We start from the raw sequence: 25,603 nt of genomic DNA on the forward strand, positions 1-25,603 counted from the left end.
AATAAAACCAAAATGTTCACAGGAATTATAGAAACCCTAGGAAGGATTCACAAAATAGAAAAAGATCAAAACAATCTTCACATCACAGTTGACTCTACAATCACTAATGAATTAAAAATAGACCAAAGCGTTTCTCATAATGGAATCTGCCTGACGGTTGTAGCCATAAAAGATTCATTTTATACTGTAACCGCTATCGACGAGACTATTTTAAAAACCAATATCAGCGACTGGAAGGAAGGCGATATTGTAAATCTGGAAAGAGGAATGAAACTCGGAGACCGCCTTGACGGACACATTGTACAGGGTCACGTAGACCAAACCGGAACCTGTATTAAAATCGAAGAAGCTCACGGAAGCTGGAATTATACTTTTGAATACGACAAGAACCTCAGCAATATTACCATCGAAAAAGGCTCTATTACGGTAAATGGAGTTAGCTTAACGGTTGTAAACTCAAAAACAAACGAATTTAGTGTTTCGATTATTCCTTATACTTTTGAAAATACTAATTTTAAAAACTTCAAAGTGGGAACTAAAATAAACCTTGAATTTGACGTTGTTGGAAAATACATCTCAAGACTTTATGCGATAAACAAATAATTCATAAAATCCTCTCATAAAAAAAGCTTCAGTTTACGCTGAAGCTTTTTTTATTTTATTTCGATATATCATTGTAATTCCTAAAACAACTGCCACTATTGCCAAAAACACTAAATGATCGTCTATGGGCACTATGTCCGGATCAGTAGGATCGTCTGGTGGCTCTGGTATCGGTGGTGTTTGCGCCAAAGCACTAAAACCAGTCATCAAGGTCAGGCAAAATGTAAAAAAAACGGTCTTTATTGTCTTCATAATTTTAACATGCTGTAAAACAGCAAGGTAGGTTGTTAAACTTATTTTATCTACTACAATTCGCACAAAAACAGGGGCTTACAGCGAATTGTGCGACAAATGTATAAGATTTTTACAGAAACACAAGGCATAAAACAAAAAAAGCGAAACAAAAATAATCTGCCCATTTTACCGTAAGAATAAACCTTAAAGTATTAATCCCCCACTGCTATTTACGTATATTTCTGCCTATTAGATTTCTGCTTTTTAAAATCCAAACTCTTTTTTATCACAACAAAACAGAATCACGTGATTTCCCAAAAAGGATCGTTTCAAATAATGAACTGCCAAAAAAAAGTCAGACACTATGTTGGCGCAATTAAACCTCATAAAAAACGATACTTTTTTCTAGCTGGCTACATTTTGTTTTTGCAAAAGTCCAATCTAAAACACAAGCAACTATTTTGTATTCAAAAAACCAGATATTAATCACAAATAACCTCTCATTACACACAAATTACAGTTGTTACAATAGCCCGTTAAAAGCAAGACTAAAGCAATACTTTTGTTCTATATAAAACAAAAATTTGAGTCTATTTCTAATCAAAGTAAGTTTTAAACCACGTTTTCTTTGAATTCTAAATCAGGGAACCAATCAGCTGTTGTCAGAAAAAAAGCACCTGATTTAAAGAAAACGAACTCAAGTCTCACAACTGAACTTATGTCTTTTTATAGTTAGTTTTTTTATTTAAAGAGATTAATATACAAAAAAACTGAAGAAAAAGTTCCTTTACATTTTTGCTTGCATATCCCCTTAAAAACAGATAATCAATCTTAATTCTATTATAAAATGAGGAAAACTACTACTATACTGCTTCCATTACTGTTCTTTTTACAACTGTCGATTGCACAATCACAGATTGGAAAGGAAAAATTGAAAGAGTTCCGTAAAAGTCCGAAATGGAAAGAAATGATGAATGATCCTAATTCAAATTTCGACGAAACTAAGGTTGCTTTTGAGGAATTCTGGAAAGGCAAACCCAATCCGTTAGAATTGATGGAGGGAGAAGAAGAAGCGCTGGAAGAATTAAAAGAAAGATCATTCATTTCCAGACTCTTTAAAAGCAACAGAGCACTAAAAAAAGAATCGCTTCAGTACACTGAAGATTTTAAAAAATTTAAATTTTGGCAAATCCAAAGCGAAGGTTTTGTAAAATCTGACGGAAGAGTGATGACAGAGGATGAAATTCAGGAAATGGCCCGACAAGAACTACAAAGAAGGCAAGAAACGAAGAAATAAATCCCCGATAATCTTAAAAAAAAATCTATGCGAACAAATCTATATATCAAAGTGTTGCTTGTATGCACTCTTTTCTTTAACCTTACAAGTGCTCAAACTCCTACTCCAAATTGGAAAAATATTGGACCGATACCCTTTCCGCAGAAAACCATTGGTCAGGTACATGGTATTGGACGTTGTAGTCAGATTAAATTTCACCCCACAGACCCTAACAAAATGTATGCTGTCAGTGCTTCAGGGGGATTGTACCAGAGTAATGATAAAGGTCTTAATTGGAAGTCAATCGGAACTGATCAGGTTGTTAAGACTCGATCTGCCTCTATAGCCATAGATCCTACCAACGATCAGGTGATGTATTGGGGAACCGGTGATACAAATTATTCTTATGGTGGTCCGGGCGTCTATAAAACGATCAATGGCGGAGCCACCTGGACAATATCTAATTCCGGAATGGGCAATCGATTGGTAATAAACATGCTTATTCTTCCTACGGATCACAATACTATCATTGCGGCTACCAGTAACGGCATCTATAAATCGACAGACGCGGGTGCTAACTGGACTTTAAAATCTGTTCCCAGTATTGAAGTTCAGGATATCTGCTACAAACCAGGCACAAATGGCCAGATAATTTATGCAACGGATCCTAAACACCTCTATCGTTCTCTTGATGCCGGAGAAAGCTGGACTAACATCACTTCTCCAACCTTTGTATTCGGAGCCAACGGAACAAGAGTATCTGTTTCTGAAGCCGATCCCAATGTTGTTTATGTTGCAAATGTTGGTGCTGTCTCTATAGGAGAAATTTACAGATCTACAGACGGAGGAAGTACCTTTACTAACATGCGTTCGACTACGGAACATCTTGCCGGATATTCGGCAACTTCAGATGGCCAGGGAGATTATAATTTTGATTTTGAGGTCAATCCTGTTAATCCAAATGAACTTTATGTATGTGCTCATGTGATATGGCGCTCTACAGATGCAGGTGTTACGTGGGTACAGCAACAAACATGGTGGGGCGGGGACCTTCATACCGACCAACACCATATTTTATTTGATCCTTATGTTAGCGGTCAGCTCTGGAATGCCAACGATGGCGGAGTCTGGAGCAACACCACTAATGGAACAGGCCCCTGGACGCCAAAGTCTGATGGTATAGCAGCCACTGAAGTTTATCATGGTGCCATTTCCAAATCGAATAGAAATGTATTCTATATAGGAACACAGGATAATGGAGGATTTTACTACAATAAAGGCATCTTTTATAATAACAGAGGTGGTGACTACGGTCCGTATATGTGGTTTGATTATTCCGGTAATTTTTACTCTGAATCCGACGGAGGCAGACGTCCTTATCCTTCGGGTTCTGGTTCAAGTTTGAATCTGCCAGAAACTCCATCGGGCGGAAAATTTACCTTCACTCCGGAAAATGCCGACATTGCTTACCACGCTAACGCCGGAAAAATTTATCGCTGCACTAATCTAACTTCAGCTTCTCCTTCCTGGACACTTATTTACACTGTACCGTCCGGTACTATAAAAGACCTCCAGGTAGATCCTGGTAATGCAGATCGCTTATATGTTTTTACAGATTCACCTGCATTATTTAGATCAGACAACGCAAGGACTGATGCTTCTTTTGTTCAGGCAACACTTCCTGCTACATCCACTAATGGCTCTGTAGCTCCTATAGCTAATTCAGATATTTTATACTTAGGCCTTGGAACTACTATTTATCGCTCTGCAGATAAAGGAACGACATGGGCCATTACAAAAGGATTTCCCGCAGCAAATGTGATAAAGGTAGTAGCCGATGATAAAAGTACAAATGAGGCTGTCTACTCTTTTTATGCTTTGGGTGTTTATTATAAAGACAACACTAAACCCTCCTGGATAAATTACTCTTTGGGTCTTCCTATCATTAGTGCTATAGAAGATATGGATATTTATAATGATGGTATTTCTACAGGGGTATTGAATGTTTATTTTTTTGGAAGAGGAGTATGGCAGAGTGATTTGGTCCCTCCACCGAGTAACATTACAGTAGCTTTAACCTCGCCTGTCAACAATACAACATTTAGCAGTCCTGCTACTATCAATCTCAATGCAACCGCTTCTGTAAGTTCAGGAACTATTAGCAAAGTAGAATTCTATAACGGGACTACATTACTAGGTACAAGCCTGTCCTCTCCATATAGTTATTCGTGGAATGTAGTAGCGTCCGGAAACTATGATCTGACTGCTGTAGCTTATGACAATCTGGGAAATAAGAAAAGTTCTGCTTTAGTAACTGTTACAATGACTCTTGTTTGTAATAAAGCCACAGGGACTCCCTTTGGTACTTCTCCCTATTCAGCAGGCAGCGAATATGATAAAGCATTTGACGGAAATATAACTACTTTTTTTGATGCTAATTCAACTAATTCAGGTTATACCGGATTAGATCTTGGAACAGCAAAAGTAGTTACAAATATAAGATATTATCCAAGGGCAGGAAGGGCAGGAAGGATGACAGGTGGAAAATTTCAGGGCTCCAATACGTCTACTTCCGCTGGTTTCGTGGATCTGTACACCATCCCAACCCAGCCGGATTACACCTGGCAGGAAGTTAGTATACCTAACAGTACTGCCTACAGGTATTACAGGTATTTATCGCCAGTCAGCGGTAATTGTAATGTGGCTGAAATTGAGTTCTGCGCTTTTAATGAGCTTCCAACTGTAAACATTACAACACCACTCAATAATGAACTTTATACTACTGCTCCCGCGAATATAAACATTACAGCAGCTGCTTCTGATAGAGATGGCTCGATAAGTAAAGTTGAATTTTATCAGGGTACCACTTTACTTAGCACTGATGCATCAAGTCCTTATTCGTTTAACTGGACAGGAGTTCCTGCCGGTACTTATCAACTTTATGCAAAGGCTTATGATAATTTAAATGCTGTAGGTGTTTCCTCTAACATTACCGTTGTAGTGGGAAATCAAAACCCAACAGTTTCCATTATTTCACCAGACGATTATGCAGTATTTAAGAATCCTGCAACTATTCCTATTTATGCAAAAGCCTCTGACTCTGATGGTACTATCAGTAAAGTGGAGTTTTATAATGGCACCACTTTGTTAGGGACTTCGACAACCAGCCCATACAGTTATAATTGGACAAATGCCCCAATAGGAACTTACACGCTTTCCGCTAAAGCGTATGATAATAGCGGTGGAACTACAAGCTCTTCCTCTATAACCGTTAATGTTACTTTCCCTTGTTCTCCGCTTTCAGGCAGCCCTTTTGGTACTGCTCCTTGGGCAGCGGGTTATGAATATGGTAAAGCATTTGACGGAGATGTAAATACCTTTTTTGATGCTAGTACCGCTAATAAGGGTTATACCGGATTAGATCTTGGAACAGCAAAAGTTGTTAAAGGAATACGTTTCTATCCAAGAAAATCCTATGAATACAGAATGAATGGAGGGAAATTCCAAGGGAGCAATGTTGCTGATTTTAGCAGTGGGGTAGTGGATCTGTACACCATACCTTCTGCTCCAATTCTGGCATGGAACGAGGTTGCTGTTTCCAATGGTACTGCTTTCAGATATGTGAGATATTTATCTCCAAAGGGAGGATATTGTGAAGTAGGGGAAATTGAATTTTGCGGGTTAGACGATGTGCCAACAACAGTAAACATTACTACTCCTATTAATGCCGCTACTTATAGTGCTCCCGCAACAATTAATATTACTGCTGATGTAAATCGTTCAGTAAGCAAAGTGGAATACTATATAGGAGCTTCTTTAATTGGCACATCCACTAACAGTCCCTACAATTATAACTGGACAGGAATAGGTGCCGGAACGTATACTCTTATAGCAAAGGCTTATGACTATAACGGATTGGTTATTTCTTCAGCTCCCGTAAACTTTACTGTCACTAATAACACTGCTCCAACAGTAAGCATTACCACTCCGGCCGATAATGCAATATATACTGCTCCAGCCTCTTTCGATATATCAGCTACAGCTAACGATACCGACGGAAACATAAACAAAGTAGAGTTCTATAATGGTACCACATTATTAGGAACTGTTAATGCAAGTCCGTATACTTTCAATTGGAAAAACGTAGCTACCGGAAAGTATACCTTAACTGCCAAAGCTTACGATAATAATGGAGCTACTACCATTTCTTCCGCAGTTTCAGTCAAAGTAAACCAACCCCCTACTGTAAGTATTACCTCCCCGGCTGACAATACAATTTATGCTCCTCCAGCTACTTTCGCTATATCAGCCACAGCTAACGATACCGACGGTAGTATCAGCAAAGTAGAATTCTATAAGGGTACTACACTATTAGGAACCGTTAATACAAGTCCGTATACTTTCAATTGGAAAAACGTAGCTGCCGGAACGTACACCTTAACGGCCAAAGCTTACGATAATAATGACGGTGTTACCACTTCTTCCGCAGTTTCGGTCAAAGTAAACCAATCCCCTACTGTAAGTATTACCGCTCCGGCAGACAATGCAATTTATGCTGCCCCTGCTTTTGTTACCATTAATGCTACAGCTGCGGATACAGATGGAACTGTGAGCAAAGTAGAATTCTATAATGGAATTAATTTAATAGCTACTTCAACCACCAAACCTTACACTTGTAATTTAACAAGTGTTCCTGCAGGCACTTACTCATTGACAGCCAAAGCCTGTGATGATAACGGTATGTGTACTACTTCTTCTGCGATTGCAATTACAGTAAATACTCCCGTTAATCAATCACCTTCAGCAGCCATTACTGCTCCTGCTAATAATACTGTATTTACTGCTCCTGCAAGTATTACAATCGATGCCGTAGCAGCCGATACTGACGGAACAATTTCTAAAGTAGAATTCTATAGCGGAACAACTTTATTATCGACTTCAACAACCAGTCCGTATACATACGATTGGAAAAACGTAACTGCAGGAACTTATGCCATAACAGCAAAATCATATGATAACGCAAATGCAACAGCAACATCAGCTGTGGTAAACATAGTTGTTACTAATAATGAGGCTCCGACGGTAAGTATTACCACTCCCGTTAATAATACTACATTCATTGCTCCTGCAAATATTACAATCAATGCTGCAGCAGCCGACTCTGACGGAACAATTTCTAAAGTAGAATTCTATAACGGAACAACTTTATTATCGACTTCAACAACCAGTCCGTATACATACAATTGGAAAAATGTGACTTCGGGAACTTATCAGATCGCGGCAAAAGCTACAGACAATACCGGAAACGTGACCAGCTCAACTCCTGTAATTATTGTTGTAAAAACCAGCCCGACTATTAGTATGATTTCTTCTTCCGAAAATAATCAGGTGGTAGATACCGGAAAGGACATTTTGTTCAATTTTAATGTAACTGATCCTGATGCTGTATTATCATCTATTGTCATTAAAGACAACGGGGAAATAATTTCAACAATAAACAAATCTCCTTATTCATTTGTTCTTACTAATATAAGTTCGGGAGACCATTCTTTTACAGCAACTGCTGTTCTTGAAAATGGCACTGAATACGTATTTGCAAATTTGAATATAGTGAGTAAAAATTGCCAAAGTACGGCATGGAATACTTCAACTGATTATTTAATTGGGGATCAGGTAATCTATCAGGACATTATTTACAGGGCTTTGATAATTAACCAAAACAAACAACCTGATCAAGATCAATCCACTTGGTCTAAGATAGGGATTTGTGAAAATCTGGTAGTTAAAAATCCTCCTGTAGTTAAACCTAAATACATGTTATACCCAAATCCATGCACTACCCATTTCAATATCAAATTTATGGATTGCACCGGAAAGAGTTTTTATTATAGCATAATGGATGTAAACAGCAGGGTACTTAGAGAGCAAAAAAGTGAACCTATCAACAATGCTATATTTGAGAAAGAAGTAACCGTTCAGGGATTACCTTCAGGAACTTACATTGTGCATATTCATTTAGACGAGAGGATATATAGCGAAAAAATAATTATTATAGAAAAGCCTTCTATGTATAAGAAAAAGAAATAATGCTTTTTACTATCATTTTATGTTACACAGAAAACAATATTTAACATTCATAGATTTTAGGAGTTATACAATTCTGACGTTTTAAAATATCACATCAACAACTTTTCTATTCGGTAGAAAAGTTTAAATAAACCCCAAATTAAATGAAAAAAATACACTTTTTAATCGCATTCTTTGGCGCTCTTACAGCTTATTCGCAACAAATTGCGGACACTACAGCGCCCAAAAAATTAAAAGAAATACATATCATTAAAGAACGTTACGCCAAGTCGACACAGGATATTAAACACATTTCGCAAAAGGAAATCGAATTTCAAAAAAGCCAAAATACCGCCGATTTACTAGCCAACACAAGTACAGTAGCAGTTCAGAAATCGCAACAAGGTGGAGGAAGCCCAATATTAAGAGGGTTTGAAGCTAATAAGATTCTGCTTCTGGTGGACGGAATCAGAATGAACAACCTTATTTACAGAGCGGGACATTTACAGAATATCATTACGATTGACGAAAATTCGCTGGAACAGATTGATGTTCTTTTCGGACCTGCATCTACTATTTTTGGGAGCGATGCGTTAGGTGGTGCCATTAATATGAGAACCAAAAACCCTATGTTTCTGTCCCAAACTGATAACAAAGTGTTTTCAGGAAATGCAATGTCAAGATACAACAGTGCCAATAATGGATTTACACAGCATTTTGATCTTAATTTTGCAGGTAAAAGATGGAGTTCTCTATCTTCTTTCTCGTATAATAATTACGGTGATTTGAGAATGGGAGGCAATTCTAATGGAAAGAATGGATCTTTTGGCGAGCGCCCCCAATATGTTGAAACTTGGAACAATGCAGATTATTTGGTGCAGAATAAGAATCCCCTTATTCAAAAATTTTCCGGATATAAGCAATATAATGCCATGCAAAAGATCCTTTTTCAACAGGATGAATATACACAGCACAGCTTGAATCTGCAGTATTCGACTTCTTCAGATGTGCCAAGATATGATCGTCTTACCGATCCATCAGGTTCGGGGCTTAAATATGCGGTTTGGAATTATGGTCCGCAAAAAAGATTTCTTTCGGCTTATAAATTTTCGAAACAAAAAGCTTTGTTCGACAGTGATATGAATCTTGGAGTGAGCTATCAAAATATTGAAGAAAGCAGAATCTCAAGAAAATTTAACGACGATAAAACTAAAAGCCAGGTCGAAAAAGTAAATGTATTTGCTTTTAACGCAGATTTCAGAAGGAAACTGGGCAAGGGTGATTTGCTTTACGGAACCGAATTCTTTTATGATAATCTGAACTCTACTGCTACCAGTTCAAACCGCATCACCGGTATTGTGACTCCAACAGATACTCGCTACCCAAACGGCATAAATCATACCTTTAGAGCAGATGTTTTTGCAACTTATAATGAAAAAATAAACGAAACTACTTTCTATAATTTGGGTATTCGTACCGGTTATTCTGCCTTAAAAAGCACTATTGCCAATAATTCTTTTTTCCAACTTCCATATGATATCATCAAGCAGAACAACTTCACGTATAGCGCTACTGCCGGAATTGCGAAGAACATTCAGAGTACTAAATTGGTTTTCAATTTGGCTTCGGGTTACAGAGTCCCAAACGTAGATGATTTAGGAAAACTTTTCGAATCAGTGCCCGGAACCTTGATTGTCCCTAATCGAAATATTGCTCCTGAGAAATCAGTAACCGCCGATTTAACTGTAACATTCGGACAAGGAAAGAGAATTCAGCTTGACAATACGGTTTATTATACCCGCCTTTTTGATGCCATTGTTACCGATCATTTTTTATATAATGGACAGAGTTCAGTGATTTACGAAGGAACTCAAAGCGAGGTGTTTGCTATGCAAAACAAAGGAAATGCTTACATAGGAGGTCTTTCTTCCACCCTGAAAATGGCTATCACAAAACCACTTGGGATTTATGGTACGGTAACTTTTACCAAAGGGGAAATAATGGACCGCGCGGGGAATACTCCTTTGGATCATATCTCTCCAATGTATGGAAAAGCAGGATTGAAATATGAAAATAAAGTGATGCTTCTGGATTTCTATACGTTATTTAATGGCAAGAAAGATATTAGTGATTATTCTATGAATGGTGAGGACAACGAAAAATATGCCCCTAAAGGAGGTATGCCGGCATGGCAAACGATTAATTTTAAAACAGCCTTTTTTATCAATAAAAATCTGTCGGTTTATGCCGGAATTGAAAATATTTTAGACCTACAGTACCGCGTTTTTGCCTCGGGTATCAATGCATCAGGCAGAAATCTATCTGTGGCAGCAAAATACCGCTTCTAATATAAAGTTCCATTTCTATTTTTAAAAACCCAAACTCCTTTCATTACAATAAAAATAGGATTGCGTGATTTCGAAAAAAAAGAATGTGATGTAAAACAAAAAAAGACCGTTTCGGATAATGAGACGGTCTTTTTAAAAGCTATTTAAAGGTTAATTCTCTGTACGCTATTCTTCCAGATTGGTTAAATATTTAGATGGAGGTAATTCATTTTTTTATTAAGTACACCTCACAGGTCAAATTAGTATTTAAAATTTATAGTTTAACCCTGCACTGACAATTCCCCTATGCCCGAATCCTACTTCTGCAAATGCACCAAGTTTTTTACCTACACGAATACCTGCAGGATTAACCTGAAAAGCAAAATCGGTAGTATTATTTTTAACGGCTGTTTTGTTAGGTTCTGTGCTTGTATATCTGTCCAGAATAACACCTGCAGCGGCTGAACCATAAAAATCCAGCCATTCTGTTTTTATGTAACTAAACGATAACGTTGGCATTACCATAAAATAGTTGTTGGTTCTCTTAGCAATAGGTTTGTAGTTTTTGTCGCTTTGTTTGGTTTGTTCCTGTTGAAAAGCGACATCACCACCTACTCTTATTCGTTCAGTGATCTGATATCGATACCCCAAACCAAAATTTCCGGAAGAGGTCGTCTCAGAATTTAATTTTTGCCCCAGAATTGCAGAAGCTAATGCATCCGAAAAACCATCTACAAAAGTCATTGGTATACCATCGCTATAGGTTAGATTTACTTCATGTTTACTGTTTTCTTGTGCTTTTACTAAAGTTGTACCGAATGTTAAAAAAATTGCGCATACAATAATCGACTTTTTCATCTGTTTTAATTATTTAAGTTATTAATATTTAAATTTGAGGCAAGAATATCTTATACTGCCTTATTACTAATACGCCAAAATTTAAAATACCCCTATACGCTACACTAAAATTTTAAAATCCCCCTACTTTTTATGATATGAATGAGGATCTAAAGCATTTTAAACAATTGTTCAACGAGCTTTATCAGCCCTTATGTAATCATGCCTATAAGTATCTTCAGGATAGGGATGAAAGTGAAGATGTAGTGCAGGAATTGATGATTAAAATATGGGAAACCCGCAAGGATTTACTTTCTGAAAAGAGCCTTAAATATTACCTGTATATAGCTGTTAAGAATCGGTGTATATCTATTCTGAGGAAAAAAATTTATATGTTTGACATTGACGAAATGTCTGCCGATATTGCCGAAGAGATTCCCGAAACGAAACCCCTATCAGATGCTAACCAGCTTATAGAACAGGCATTTAATGGAATTCCACCAAAATGTCTTGAAGTTTTCAAACTAAGTCGTCTTGAAAAATTAAGCTATAAACAAATTGCAGAAAAATTAGAAATATCAGTAAAAACAGTAGAAAACCAGATGGGAAAAGCCATCAAACATATACGGGAGTTTGTTAAACAACATCCCAACTTAATTCTTTTCTTTAAAATATGGTATTTTAGTCATTACATAGTGGGGGTTTTAAAAGAATTTGTGTTTTATTTAAAAGAGGTATAACCATGGACAACCAAGATATTAATGTATTACTGGCAAAGCATTTTTCAGGAGAAACGAATCCTGAGGAAGAAGCTGTGTTAATGAATTGGATAAAAAACAATCCTGATGAATATATCTCGCTTAAGATTTTTTTTGCAGAAAGTCAGCAATTAGACTCTCCTCAGTTATTTGAAACGGATAATGCCTGGAACCGTATAGCGCCAAATTTATCAACCACAAAGCCAACAGTATTTCAGCTGTACAAAAAATACCTATACGCAACAGCTGTTGCAGCCGTTTTTATTTTAATAAGCACGTTCGCTTTCCTGTATGCGAATGCCGAGATAACTGTTCAAACCGCTAATGGGCAGGTAAAAAGTATCGAATTGAGTGATGGCTCATTAGTTACCCTGAACGACAACTCGAGTATTACCTATAAAAGATTTCTGTGGAACAACCGCACTGTCCGTTTAAATGGGGAAGCTTTTTTTGAAGTAAAACACGACAAAAGCAGTCCTTTTTCGGTAAATACAGGTACTCTATTAGTAAAAGTTTTAGGAACCTCTTTTGTTGTAACAACAACAGAAAAAGAAAAATCGGTAGCAGTAATTACAGGAAAAGTTAAGGTTAGCGCCACTCCTACTAATCAAACAGTGATTTTGGAGAAAAAACAGGCCGTTCATTATGTTTCCAACAGGTTAATTAAAAGTGACACCGCCAACAAAAACTTACTCTCCTGGAAAACAAAGTCACTTTCTTTCGAAAACACTCCACTTCAAAAAGCCTTTGAGGATATTGAAAATTGTTATCATATTAAAATACAGGTAGAAGGAAAAATCACTAATTCCTGTACCGTTACCACAAATTTCAATAACGAATCCATAAAAGAAATATTGGAAGAATTCCGTTTATTGTTTGGGCTTAGTTATACACAAAAAGGCAATACTGTTTGGGTGAAAAACATATCGTGTGAAAAGTAATTCTTTTATAAATAACGGGTTAATCATTATATGCTCTTTTGTCTTTTTCTTTTGTGCCGGATCTGTACAAGCACAAAAAACAAGCTTGCTGGAAAAAAAGATCACTATCCAAACAGAAAATGATAGCATCGGAGCTTATATTTCCACCATAATAACACAAGGCGTAAATTTATCCCTAAGCAACAACAAGCTCGATCTTGGCAAAAAGACAAAGATCGACAAAGGAACTTATAAATTGAAAACGCTTCTACATCTTCTTTTTGAAACAGAATCAGTAAAATTTCTCGAAAAAGACAGTAAAATAATTATCTACACGGTTTCGCGGGCTCCTGACCCATTTACTATTAGCGGGTTTGTTTATGCAGGCAACAGTAAAGAAGCGCTACCCTACGCTACCGTACGAGTTTTAAACACAAACATTGCTGTTAATTGTAATGATTATGGCTATTATACGCTAACATTACCCGAAAACAAGTACATCATAAATGCGAGTTATACCGGTTTTACTTCACAAACAGATACAATACTGGTAAACAAAACCATTAAAAAAAACTTTAATCTTACAATGGGGTTATCCCTTGCTCCGGTTGAGATCAGGTCATCCAAAAAACCTTTAAATGAGATTTCCAGTATCGTCGATACACAGCATGTTAACACTCTTCCCTTTCTAATGGGGCAATCAGACCCGCTAAAACTTCTTACCCTAAAACCGGGCACCTATGGCACTTCTTTAAATGTAAGAGGAGGCTCAAGCGATCAGAATTTGGTTTTATTAGATGGTGTTCCTATTTACAACTACAATCATTTTACGAGTTTGTTATCTATTTTCGATTCGCAGGCCATCAAACAAATAAGTTTTTACAAAGGCGGCTTTCCGGCCCGTTACGAAGGAAGACTATCATCGGTCATAGATGTTAAAACAAAAGATGGCGACATGCAGTCCTACCACGGCGCTGCTAATATTGGTTTACTAACGGGTTCTGCTATGATTGAAGGGCCTATCGTAAAAGACAAGGTGTCTTTTATGATTAGTGCGAGGAGAAGCTGGATTGATGCTTTGACCAAAGTACTTTTTGACAAGGATATAAATTTTAAATACCGGATGTATGATGCCTATTTTAAGATTAACTACTTTATTGATTCGTCCAACCGACTCTATCTCGGTGCCTATACCGGCGGAGATCTTATTAGTGCCAATTTTTTTTCTTCCGAACCACCTCAACTTACCTGGAACAACAGAACACTTTCTTTGCGCTGGAACAGAGTCTATAGCCCCAGGTTATTTCAGAATTCGGTTCTATTGTTAAGCAACTATAACAATCAGTTTGCTAATGCAGATGAAGGAGAAACCCGAAAGTTTAGCATTACAGATGTGGGTATCGAAAACAACCTGAATTACCACTGGTCGTCATTCCTAAATAGTGCGATAGGCTTAAGAATAAATATGACCAATTTTTCTAATAACACTATCGAGCGTGATCAATTGATAAAGTCACTGCATTTCAAAACCTATTGGGACAATGATATAACGCTGTCTGATAAAGTTCGAATAAAAGCGGGTCTTCATTACGCCACTTTTTTAACTAAAAACAAGGTTTATAATTCTTTTCAGCCTCGTACCAGTTTGGTTTATAAATACAACACTTCTAATAGTCTTTTTGCCTCCTATGCCATAATGGAGCAATTTTATCATCAAATTGCAAGGAACACCTATGCCTTACCTTCAGATTTACGCATGCCGAGTACAGCTCTATTACCACCCGAAAAGGCTTTTATTTATGAAGCAGGCTATGAAAAAACTTTAAACAAAGGATACATCCGACTACAGCTGTACGAAAAAAAAGTATCCAATATTTTAATGTATCAACCCCTTTATGATACTCCAGATCAAGACGAAATAAGCCCCCCTCTAATCGGGTTTGGAAATTCAAGAGGCCTGGAACTTGAGTTTTCCAAGCAGTTCAAAAAGTTTGACGTGCAGGCATCGTATACCCTGAGCAAATCGACATTGCGATTCCCAACAATAAATAATGGTCAGGCCTTTAATTCTCCAAACGATATAACCCATCAAATAAAAGGAGCTGTTACCTGGAATATTAATCAATCCTGGGTACTATCCACTCTGTTTAATTATAGTTCCGGTGTTTTAATCTCGGCACCAGACTCTTTTTCCTATAATGACAAAAAAGACTCCTACTTAGTGGATCCAAACCAAAGCAATGAAATATCAAGGCCTAATAACTACCGCTTACCGAGAAATTACAATGTAGATGTTGGCGTCTCAAAAACAAAAAAAACGAAATCCGGCAACCAATCCAGATTGTATTTTGGAGTTAACAATCTCATAGGACAATCGCCACCGTTTCTCATTGAAACAAGTTTAAGTAATGGCACCTTTAATGTTGAACAGGCCAGAATGTTTAAATATTTTCCTTACATTGGATATACTTATAGTTTTGGAGTGGGTAAGGAAAAATTAAACTAATTCCCGGAATCGCTGAAAAACAAGGTATAAAAAAATCAACAATCTCTTTTTGATAGTTGACCCCGAAATGAACCAATACATTTTCTTCCCTTATACATAAATAAATCCGACAGGTTTTTAAAACCTGTCGGATTTTGAATATTGTTATTCGGAGATAATTTGCCTCAGTAGTACATCCCGCTCACACATAAACCATACAAAAACAAAAAAGCCTCTACATTGCTGTAAAGGCTTTATTCTAGTACTGGTTCCACCTGGACCGCCCAACCACACACCATACATTTATTTTTCAACAAGTTAAGCATGTCTTTTTTTTAGGCATCCGAATTTTACGCCTTTTAATTTTCTTCTTATATATTGTACTAATTACTACTTCCATTATTATGTTTTTCTTCATTTCAATATATAATATTATTCCTAAAAAGTGAGCTACAATATAACAATGTATAATTTTAACAGGAATTATTTTTTATATTTGGAAATTATGGCGACAAAATAAAGACACTATATGCAACAAAAATACAAAGATTTTAAAATCAATTTATACAATCCAAGAATAAAAAAAACGGATCTTTTCAATCATTTAAAAATTGCTTATTCTTTTGACGAACAACAATATATAATTGAAAGAATTCCTAAAACATTTGAGACATTAATTTATGGGAAATCGCTTTTAAATAAAACTGAAGATTTTGGAAAAAATAGAAAAACATACTATGACTCCAATGAAAAAGAATTCAATTGGTTAATATTTCAGTTTAAAAGATATTCAAAAGAAATTAATTTATTTCTCGCGTTAAAAGTAAAATTTGAACTAAATTTTTTATTAGGTCTTTATAATCAATCATCAGAAAACTTAAAGGCGATTAAAGATATCTCACTTTCATATTGGGGTCTTGAAAATAAATTTCTTCAGATTCAATATGAAAAAGGACTTGAGTTTAATTTCAAACTACTTAATTCTTGTAAGAACCAAAAAGTTAATGATCCAGCATTTTTTCTATTAATTCATTTTTTTAGCTATAAAGTTGAAGAAGACGTTTCATATTTTAGTTATGACAATGTATTGGAAAATTCAATAGTACGGGGGATGAGCGATGACTACAAAGAGTATTTTAAGTACCGTTTAAACATTGTAAAATATGACTTTAATGATATTGAAAGTGTAATTTGGGCAAGTAAAAATTTATCCGTTATTGATAAATACATGACCTATAGAGATATAGTTTTTTATATGTCACTAGATATGAAAGACTATAGTAAAAAAGGGTTTATTAAAAAAAATTCTAACGATCTTCTAAATTACATAAATGACCCATTAATCCAAAAATCAAATAATTTTGAAGGAGATTTTTCTATCAAAGAAGAAGAAAACAATCTTGAAAGTGAGTTAAAAATAATTGATGATTTCACTAGAGGAGACTATCTATCAGTTATTGAAGGTGCAAAAAAAATGATTACTAAGAAGGCTTGTTTTAGCTGTATTGAGCTATTTGCAAAATCTCATCTTCATTTGAAAATTCCAATTGAGAACATTTTTCCAAATAATTGTGTTTTTAATAGTATAACTGAATTTGTTTACAATTATTTATCCCGCAATGAAAAATCTAATGAATCCTTAATTGATCTATTAACAATTTCTAATACTATATCTAGCTTTGAAATATCTAAAGAAATAGTCTCATTTATCCAGCGGAATTTTAACTTTTCTGATTTCCGATATGATAATCTCTCTCTAAAAAGAGCATACATATCTTCTGAAAGCTTTAACCCTATCCATTTTTTACTATTTAGCGACGAAAATATCCAAAAAGAATATTTAAAGTCATTCTCTAAATTTAATTCTTTGACCGTAAATTTTTTTAGCGATATAATAAACAAATATGATACAATTGATGAAAAATATACGGATATAATCCCTAGATACAGATTAACATTCTATAAAGCCAAGTATTTATATGATAGCAATAAGTATGAAGGTTGTAAATTGGAATTATTAAAGATTATTCCTCAAATAGAAGAGTTGAATTACATTAAGGAATCGTGCGTAACAATGTTATTTGATTGTTATTACAATCTTGAACTTTTTAATGACGCAATTGACTTATATGTTGACTCTTTTATTTTAAACTCGGCTCTTGTGACAAAAATTGATTCTAAAAAATTATCTGACAAGATTATAAAAAATCGATGGAAGTATATTTCTCATAATAATATCAATTTCCCCATATTTATTTATTTAGCACATGATGAAACACATCCTAAATACATTGCTTATGATTTGTATTTGCGAACACTAAATCTTAATCATCCTTCATTATTAATCGATGAAAGTTCGAATGCAAATAAAAAGCAAATATTTTTTTTAAAAAATGTAGCCAATCAGAAAATTATCTCTAGAAAAGTTATGATTTTTAAAAATTCTAATTCGGTATTAAATGAGAGAATATCAATTTGCCAAATTTTAGCAAGAGTAGACAATTCAAGAATAGAAGAATATAATAAAGAAATTTCAGAAATAACTAAAAGACTAACTGTTCAACAAAGAATTAAGGAAATTGATCAAAGTAAAATATATGTTGACGAATATGGTATACTTGAAAGTGAACTTATTGAAATCAAAAAAGGTTTTAATCGCTTCAAAAGCATTTCAGAACTATTAAAACAAAATAAGATTGACCCAACAGGTATTGGATATGATGCGCTCTATGATTTATTAAAAGGCAAAATAGATACAGATACTTATAAAAAGTCTCTTAGAAAAACAGATTTACATTTTGAATTATTTGTTCAATTATTTCTAGAAATAAGGGATAAATTTTTATTTAGTAATCAATATGGACTAGATTATTATTTAAGCCAACGAATTAGACATGGAACAATCATCGGTCAAATAAGAAAACCTTTTAATGCTTTTAACTTAGTCACCACGAAATCCTCCGAAGATGGCAACTATTTACAAAATGATTATTGGAATAATATTCAATTAGAAATTGGAGTTATTGATCGAATAAAGTTTGATCAAAGAATGAATAATTTTTCTGCTTCAATTGACAAAATTATAAATGATCTGAAAGATCAATTTGTACAAATTAGAACTGAAGATATTAAAACAAAGCAAACAGGATGGTTTGATTATATGTATATCCCTCTTTGGAATAGTGAATGGCTTTATAGTCTATTTATCAAGGAAATTCAATTTTTCACAGATTTCACAGAATTTGTTGAATCGATTTTTGAAATATTATGGGAAATTACCGATAGGAATTTATTAGTTGTAAGAGAAAAAATTAATAGTAAAATAAAAGAAGAATTAATAGGCGAACTTGATTCTCTTGAAATAGATTTGAAAGCCATTGTTTTGTCTACATCATCAAGTGCTATTTTTAAGGCAATTGCTGATTGTAGAACAAATGTGCAGGCAGATGTTGATTATGTTATTAGATGGTTTAATAAAAGTAAAAATGATGAAATTGATTTTCTAATAGAGGATGCATTAAACACGAGTCTAACAATTGTAAATAACATAAATAGTCCATCTGTTTTAGGTATTACACAAAAAATAACAGACCAATCTTTAATAAAAGGTATATATTTTCCTCATTTTGTTGACTTAATTAAAATTTTCCTCACAAACATATCGGATTATTATAAAACCAATAACGCACTTGAAAGGTCGGCATCAGTAAATTTAAAAAGAAAAGATGATATTTTACACATTGAATTTAAAAACAAATTATCTGATAATGAAGACCCGGAGGAGTTATTGATTAAACTAGACAAAATAAAACTAGATTTAGAAGAAACTAATTATAATGGAATAAGAAGTGAAGGAAATACAGGATTTTCAAAAGCTAATAATATTTTGAAGAACGTTTTCAGAAACCAAGATAATGGACTTTCTTTTAATCTTAATAATGGTACATTTAACATAGGTTGTAAAATATCCCTTAAAAATTTATTAAAATGAAGATATTGATCGTTGAAAATGACACTAATAAATCAACTCAAGTCGAGTTTTTTCTACAATATGAGATAAAAATAAGTCCTAATAATATTGACACAAGAAGATCCTTTCAAAGTGGGCTTGAAGCTATATTGGTAAATTCCTATGATCTTTTAATTTTAGACATGAGTATTCCAACCTTTGACATCTCTGAAATTGATGATGGAGGGGAAACTTTAGATAGAGGAGGGGAAATAATTTTACAAGAAATGGAAAGAGAAGGAATTAAGACAAAAGCTCTTATTCTAACTCAATATGAAGAGTTTGATGAAATTTCATTAGAGGAAATAGATAACTCATTAAGAGAAGAATTTTCAGACTTCTACTTAGGATGTATATATTATAATACATCTCAAGTAAATTGGCAAAATGAGTTAAAAAATATAATTTCAAATTTAAAATAAATGATTTCAATATTAATAGTAGATGACAATAGTTTAAAAGTAGCAGCAATAAAAGAAGTATTATTTGAATTTCCTGAAATCAGTTCAAAGGTTGAAATTGCATCTGATACAAATAACGGGAGGAGATTACTTGATAATAACAAATATGATTTATTAATATTAGATTTAGTACTTCCTAATGATTTTGGAGACAATGAAACTCCAGAAAATGGAATTGAATTTTTAAATGAGATCAGTTTAGATCCGAATAAAAAAAGACCTTTTCATATTATTGGAATATCTGGATATTCAGAATTCATTGATAAATTCTCTCATGAATTTAAAAAAAATTTATGGTATTTAATTGAATATGCAGAAAACGAGGAGGAATGGAAAGATATTTTAAGAAATAAAATAGAATATTTGATTAATTCAAAGAATGAGTTAAAATCTGGCAATGAGATTGAATATGATTTTGATATTGCTATCATAACTGCACTTAACAAGGAATTAGAAAAAGTACTTAGGCTGGATGGAAAATGGATAGAGAAAAAACTATACAATGATTCCACTATTTTTCATGTTGGTCAGTTTAAAAGAAAGGATGATAAAATAATACGAATAGTTGCAGCTTGCGCACCGCAAATGGGAATGTGTGCATCTTCAACTTTGTCAATGAAATTGATTACAAATTTTAAACCAAAGTATTTAATTATGTCTGGTATAGCTGCGGGTATTAAAGGAGAGGTCGAATTGGGAGATATACTAATTGCCGAACAAGTTTGGGATGGCGCAAGCGGCAAATTAAAAAACGATAATAACGAAGGTGTTTTGTTTCAACCTGACCCGAGATACAAAATTTTGAATGAAGATTTAAAAGAAAAATTTTTAAATATAAAGGCAAAACGAAAATATTTAGACGACATTAGAAATAATTACTCTGGTTCAAAACCAAATACATTATTGGATATACATATTGGCCCTATGGCCTCGGTGCCAGCTGTAATTCAATCAGATATTCAAATTGATTTAATAAAATCAATAAATCGAAAATTGATAGGAATTGAAATGGAAACTTATGGAGTCTTTTATAGTGCAGCTCATTGTCAAAAACCCAAACCAATAGTTTTCTCTGTAAAATCTGCTTGTGATTTTGCAAATGAAGAAAAAAATGATTCATTTCAAGATTATGCAGCTTATACAAGCGCATCGTTAATTCATAAATTTATTCTAAATGAATTAGATTTTTAAACGTAGTATTACTAACTAAGCAAGTAAAAAAATGATAAGACATTAAGATCTCATTATTTTTTTACTTGCACAGTCTTATTAGAAAAGATAAGAAACGATTTATTTGCAACTGAATTTTTAAAACAGTTCAAAACTAATGAAGACCTAAATGACTTTCTTCCTTAACTTCAAAAAAGAGAATTAGGAGCCGCTCTTAATGTTGAATCAAATTTCCCAACCACTCAAGCATTAAGCAGTACTGAGACGGGCGCAATACCTCATTCCTACACTGCTACTTTACAAAAAAAGCCTCTACATTGCTGTAAAGGCTTTATTCTAGTAGTGGTCCCACCTGGGCTCGAACCAGGGACCACCTGATTATGAGTCAGGTGCTCTAACCAGCTGAGCTATAGGACCGGTTTGAGGATGCAATATTACTACTATTTTTCATTCACTCCAAATATTTTGGGAGATGATTTGCATTTAATTTCAAACAACACCTTGTGTTTCCTAAAACACAATTGATTTTCAACTGCTTATTTCGAATCAGAAAAAGAAAAATTTTTATTTAATTTCCTGACAAAGCTCAACCAAAACACCATTTGTGTTCTTCGGATGTAAAAAAACCACTAATTTATTATCGGCACCTTTTTTAGGAACGTCGTTAATTAGCACGAAACCTTCGTTTTTCAAACGGGCGATTTCGGCATGAATGTCTTCGACATCAAAAGCGATATGATGAATTCCTTCTCCTTTTTTCTCCAGAAACTTTGCAATCGGGCTTTCAGGATTTGTAGCTACCAAAAGTTCGATCTTATTGGTTCCGGTTTGAAAGAACGAGGTTAAGACTCCTTCGCTTTCTACCGACTCCATTTTATAGGACGGAACGCCCAGTAATTTTTCAAACAGCACATTGGCGTCCTCCATATTCTTCACGGCAATTCCGATATGCTCAATTTTATTTACCATAACCTCTAAATTTTAATTTCAATTATTGATTTACATACGTATTAAAGTAACCGCATTCGGCAATAACGTCCTGATAATATTTTGTATCCGAATAGTCTTTCTGCAACGCTTTAAAACCACTCCAGGCAATAAAATTAATTTTATCGTCGTCGGCTTCCCACCAGTTTTTAAGGTTGTTGTACTTATTATTGTAATATTCGTTTCGTTCGCATTTGGCCAGCATATAAATACATTTTGCCTTTTGCTCTTTTGTTGTTGCCGCTTCCAACGCTTTTTGATAGTACATTCTAGGAAGATCACAATTGGTTATCATTCGCTTCATCGAATCTCTAAACGAATACGGACTTGAACCGTAACCTATAATTGTGATTTCATAAAAAGTTCTTCCGTTTCCGAAATGGGTAATATTATAGAAAGCATTACCCAACAATAAGCTATTCGTGTACACATCTTCTTTTTGAGCCAGTTTACCCTGCATTTCCTTTATGGTAGTCAGGAAATCCATAAAAGTATATTTTCTTTTTTGATACGCCGTATGATCGCAGTCGTGACAATCTTTTATATTTCCGTTAAACGGATTCCCAAGGAACTTGCTATATTGAACCGAATCGGTTTGTTTCATGTACTCAATAGCTTCCGGAATTTTATTTTTAAAGGTCGCCTGAACCGCCTGAAAATTATTAATATCCTTCAATTTCAAACTATAAATTCCTGCTCCGATACTTTCAATTTCAGATTTATTGGATTTAGACAAGAAAGCTTTCATGTCTAATAGAACTTTTTCATTGTCGTAAAATGAATTCCCATCGTTCCAATAACTGTAACGCGATTCGCCATAAATTTCAGCCATTACCGGATTCCCCTTTTCTCTGTAAAGCGTTGACAAATAACTTCTGCTCCAGGAAGAAGCATTCTGATAACGAAATTCCTGCCCTTTGTAATTCTTTGGAAGCTCAAAATACAGCCAGTTTAAATCGGCGAGAATTGTTTTTTCGTTTTTATCCGTAAGTTTATCTATTTTGCTCAAATTATTTACAAAACGAAGCAAACGAAGCTGCATTCCTGCCAGTTCTGTTTTAGGAAGCGTTTTCACCGCCTTATCAAAATTCTTATCTGCATTGGCATAATCTCCTTTTAAAGTCTGCAAATACCCCAGAGACAAATCCCACAAGTAAGGTCGGTCTGTATTTCCTGCTGCTGAAATTTTAGCAATTAAATCCAATGTTTTTTGATCCACCTTCACCTGGTTTTCGGTTTTGTTTTCAGCCACACTAAGTTTTTTCATGGGCTGATTTTCTCCTCCATCCTTCTGAAACGAATTGTTTATCGCCTCCTCTTGTCTGTTCACTAATCGTGTTGCCAGATAATTCAGATGTTCGCTTTTAGGATCTAATTCATAGATCTTTTCAATGGACTGTTTTTCGTCTTTGTAGTAACCACGAACAGCCCAAAGCGCTGCTTTTTCCTTATTATTCTTAGCCATCGTCAACGCTTTATTCCAGTCGGTTTCATTTTTCGGACTAAAACAATAAGCCGTAACGGTTCTCAATTCCGGGCATTTATCAAAAACCTGTGCGTACAAATAGTTTGAAGCTGCAAATTTATTTTGCTTGTGATTCACTCCTGCCACGTAGGAAAGTGCACGGTAATACAGCACATTTTTAGGAACCGATTTTTCTGTTTTATTAAAAAAATCAATAGCTTTTTGCTTGCTATTACTATAAAAACGAGCTTTCATGGTCAAAAACCAATATCTGTTTTTCAGGAAAGGATCTGAAGTTGTATTGTACACATTCTCGATAGACTGAATCATTTTGGCATCGTTGAACGTTTTTGCCACCACAGGATCGTAACTCCAGTAATCTCTGTTAATAGAAACGGTTTCTATTTTTTGCGCCAGATACAAAAACTCAACAAAGCTTTTTACTTTATCGTCCTTCAGCGAGATCTTTTTCCCCCATTTCAAAGAGGATTTGTTTTCCTTTTTGCTTTTATAATACACATGAAGATCTTTAATTTCTTCCTTGTTTTTTATTGCACTTTTATTCTCCGAATAATAATCCGGTTTTTCGTCTCCAATTAAAAAATAATTTACAGTAGTGGTATCAATTTTCCCTTTAAGGTACGTTCCCCAATCGGACTTAATATCTTTATTGAAACGGGAATTGTGCTCGGTATCAAAACCAATTCCATAGAAAATTCCACCCGACAGGAAAAGCGGTGCATACGATTTGTCTGCAAAAGTTTCGGGAGTAAAATTAGAACTGTACGATCCAAAATAATCCCAATCGCCATCTGCACAGGCATAAATTACTCCGTATGCAAAAAGTAAAACCGCACTAGAAACAAGAAATAACTTGTTCAAAAATATTCTTTTCATAGTTTTTTAAATTGAATTCGTCTAAATCGTAAAATATAATTTCTTTTGGCTGCTGCGCGGTATTCTCACCCAGTTCTTCCGCCATTTGTTTTAAATCTTCTGCCGTAATTGTCTCCATTTTTAAGAGGTCATTTTCTTCGTAAAAAACGTCATTCTTATAATTGGACTTTTTTGCTTTAAAAAAGATCCCGCTTATTTGTTGAAAATTCGGATCCCTTTTGAGTTCGGCTACATTCATTTTAGAGCGCAAACCAATCACTTTTTGGTTTCGGATATGAATTCCCCACGAATATATAGGTAAGGCAAAATCGAGATGCATCGGATACTTTTTCAGACTTTTCAAATAGCGTTCAGCAATTTTCTGATCGTATATCGAATTTAAGGAATCGGGAGCAATTGACCCCATGTTGTAGTACATCAAAACTCCGGAATCTACGTTCGGAATTTTAGTTTTCTTAAAATATTTCACCTGATGCAAGCGAATTGTTGCGGAGAGTTTTTTTCCGGAAAGCTTTTTAACACTCTCAATAAATTTAAGATAGTTGTCTTTACTTTTAAGGGTCCAGTCGCAATCGATCTGAATTTCCCGAGATGTAATTTTGTTCTTCGTGCTGATTTCTTCAATCAAACGAACTGTTTTCTGTGCCAGATCCTCCACATCAAGGGAAGAAGACAACATGATTTTGTTTTGAATAAATACTACAGGTACAATTTCGAACTTGGTTACATCATCCTGAAAACGAATCGGACTAAGCGGAATGGGCTGTTTGGTCTGGGGATGCTGGCCAATATCAAAATACCGAATATACAGTTTAGTGACTTCATTGTCCTTCAAAGCAAGCTTCTCCGTTTCAGATAATTTCAAAATAGTTTTCCAGTAATAAAAAGCAACAACCGGCTTTTCATTCTTACTGCAGGAAATCAGAAAAAGAATTAGGAAACCAATAAAAAATCTTTTGATCAAAACTTAGGAAAAATTACATTTTAAACCCAAAAGTAAGAAATTCTTCGCTGTTATGGTTTTCATTTTAAAAAAAAAGAGCAATTTGTAAAAGCTGCAAATCCTAATAAATGGCTAAAAAGTTTCAATTAAAGCAAATATAATTGT

Annotated in this window: 15 protein-coding genes and 1 tRNA gene; 10 read left to right on the forward strand and 6 right to left on the reverse strand. The window is 34.6% G+C overall.

Annotated features, from left to right (window positions below; translation table 11 throughout):
* Nucleotides 1–12 precede the first annotated feature (12 nt).
* The gene (locus OLM58_RS05740) at nucleotides 13–603 is read left to right on the forward strand and encodes a riboflavin synthase (protein ID WP_264531536.1); all 591 of its coding nucleotides are present in this window, start codon (nucleotides 13–15) and stop codon (nucleotides 601–603) included.
* A 33-nt stretch (nucleotides 604–636) separates the two neighbouring features.
* Here OLM58_RS05740 and OLM58_RS05745 read toward each other — a convergent pair whose 3' ends face one another.
* On the reverse strand, nucleotides 637–855 hold the full coding sequence (locus OLM58_RS05745) for a hypothetical protein (RefSeq protein WP_264531537.1): 219 nt from the start codon (nucleotides 853–855) through the stop codon (nucleotides 637–639).
* An 829-nt stretch (nucleotides 856–1,684) separates the two neighbouring features.
* Between OLM58_RS05745 and OLM58_RS05750 the strand changes: the two genes are divergently transcribed.
* The 3 genes from OLM58_RS05750 (at nucleotide 1,685) to OLM58_RS05760 (ending at nucleotide 10,527) form a co-directional block, all read left to right on the forward strand.
* Nucleotides 1,685–2,134 carry a hypothetical protein gene (locus OLM58_RS05750; RefSeq protein ID WP_264531538.1) on the forward strand — a complete coding sequence of 150 codons (450 nt, stop codon included), beginning with the start codon at nucleotides 1,685–1,687 and terminating at the stop codon, nucleotides 2,132–2,134.
* A gap of 27 nt (nucleotides 2,135–2,161) precedes the next feature.
* Nucleotides 2,162–8,200 (forward strand): Ig-like domain-containing protein, encoded by a 6,039-nt coding sequence (locus OLM58_RS05755; RefSeq protein WP_264531539.1) that lies wholly within the window; start codon nucleotides 2,162–2,164, stop codon nucleotides 8,198–8,200.
* 143 nt (nucleotides 8,201–8,343) lie between these two features.
* A complete protein-coding gene (locus tag OLM58_RS05760; protein WP_264531540.1) occupies nucleotides 8,344–10,527 on the forward strand; it encodes a TonB-dependent receptor plug domain-containing protein in 2,184 nt (727 codons plus the stop codon).
* 246 nt (nucleotides 10,528–10,773) lie between these two features.
* On the opposite strand, the gene OLM58_RS05765 is transcribed toward OLM58_RS05760, so the two are convergent.
* Nucleotides 10,774–11,364, reverse strand: coding sequence for a porin family protein (locus tag OLM58_RS05765; protein WP_264531541.1), 591 nt, complete (start codon nucleotides 11,362–11,364; stop codon nucleotides 10,774–10,776).
* A 137-nt stretch (nucleotides 11,365–11,501) separates the two neighbouring features.
* Here OLM58_RS05765 and OLM58_RS05770 point away from each other — a divergent pair, with 137 nt between their 5' ends.
* The 6 genes from OLM58_RS05770 to OLM58_RS05795 all read left to right on the forward strand — a co-directional run bounded on the left by OLM58_RS05770 (nucleotide 11,502) and on the right by OLM58_RS05795 (nucleotide 21,167).
* Nucleotides 11,502–12,083: an RNA polymerase sigma-70 factor gene (locus OLM58_RS05770; protein WP_264531542.1), complete on the forward strand. Its 582-nt coding sequence runs from the start codon at nucleotides 11,502–11,504 to the stop codon at nucleotides 12,081–12,083.
* Nucleotides 12,084–12,085: 2 nt separating this feature from the next.
* Nucleotides 12,086–13,042 (forward strand): FecR family protein, encoded by a 957-nt coding sequence (locus tag OLM58_RS05775; RefSeq protein ID WP_264531543.1) that lies wholly within the window; start codon nucleotides 12,086–12,088, stop codon nucleotides 13,040–13,042.
* Complete coding sequence (locus OLM58_RS05780) at nucleotides 13,032–15,527, forward strand: TonB-dependent receptor (protein ID WP_264531544.1); 2,496 nt, start codon at nucleotides 13,032–13,034, stop codon at nucleotides 15,525–15,527. Before OLM58_RS05775 ends, OLM58_RS05780 begins: the two co-directional genes overlap by 11 nt.
* 508 nt (nucleotides 15,528–16,035) lie before the next feature.
* Complete coding sequence (locus tag OLM58_RS05785) at nucleotides 16,036–19,497, forward strand: hypothetical protein (RefSeq protein WP_264531545.1); 3,462 nt, start codon at nucleotides 16,036–16,038, stop codon at nucleotides 19,495–19,497.
* The gene (locus OLM58_RS05790) at nucleotides 19,494–19,937 is read left to right on the forward strand and encodes a hypothetical protein (RefSeq protein WP_264531546.1); all 444 of its coding nucleotides are present in this window, start codon (nucleotides 19,494–19,496) and stop codon (nucleotides 19,935–19,937) included. The genes OLM58_RS05785 and OLM58_RS05790 overlap by 4 nt, the downstream gene beginning before the upstream one ends.
* Entirely contained in the window at nucleotides 19,938–21,167 is a 1,230-nt protein-coding gene (locus OLM58_RS05795; protein WP_264531547.1) for a response regulator, read from the forward strand.
* 322 nt (nucleotides 21,168–21,489) lie between these two features.
* Here the strand turns inward: OLM58_RS05795 and OLM58_RS05800 are convergent.
* From OLM58_RS05800 to OLM58_RS05815, 4 genes are all read right to left on the reverse strand, one after another.
* Nucleotides 21,490–21,563 (reverse strand) — tRNA-Ile (locus OLM58_RS05800).
* 147 nt (nucleotides 21,564–21,710) lie between these two features.
* Nucleotides 21,711–22,115: a methylmalonyl-CoA epimerase gene (mce, locus tag OLM58_RS05805; RefSeq protein ID WP_017497728.1), complete on the reverse strand. Its 405-nt coding sequence runs from the start codon at nucleotides 22,113–22,115 to the stop codon at nucleotides 21,711–21,713.
* Nucleotides 22,116–22,137: 22 nt separating this feature from the next.
* Complete coding sequence (locus OLM58_RS05810) at nucleotides 22,138–24,495, reverse strand: hypothetical protein (RefSeq protein ID WP_264531548.1); 2,358 nt, start codon at nucleotides 24,493–24,495, stop codon at nucleotides 22,138–22,140.
* The gene (locus OLM58_RS05815) at nucleotides 24,455–25,459 is read right to left on the reverse strand and encodes a hypothetical protein (RefSeq protein ID WP_264531549.1); all 1,005 of its coding nucleotides are present in this window, start codon (nucleotides 25,457–25,459) and stop codon (nucleotides 24,455–24,457) included. Before OLM58_RS05815 ends, OLM58_RS05810 begins: the two co-directional genes overlap by 41 nt.
* Between the last annotated feature and the right edge of the window lie 144 nt (nucleotides 25,460–25,603).

Source organism: Flavobacterium sp. N502540, assembly GCF_025947365.1.
Lineage (GTDB): Bacteria > Bacteroidota > Bacteroidia > Flavobacteriales > Flavobacteriaceae > Flavobacterium.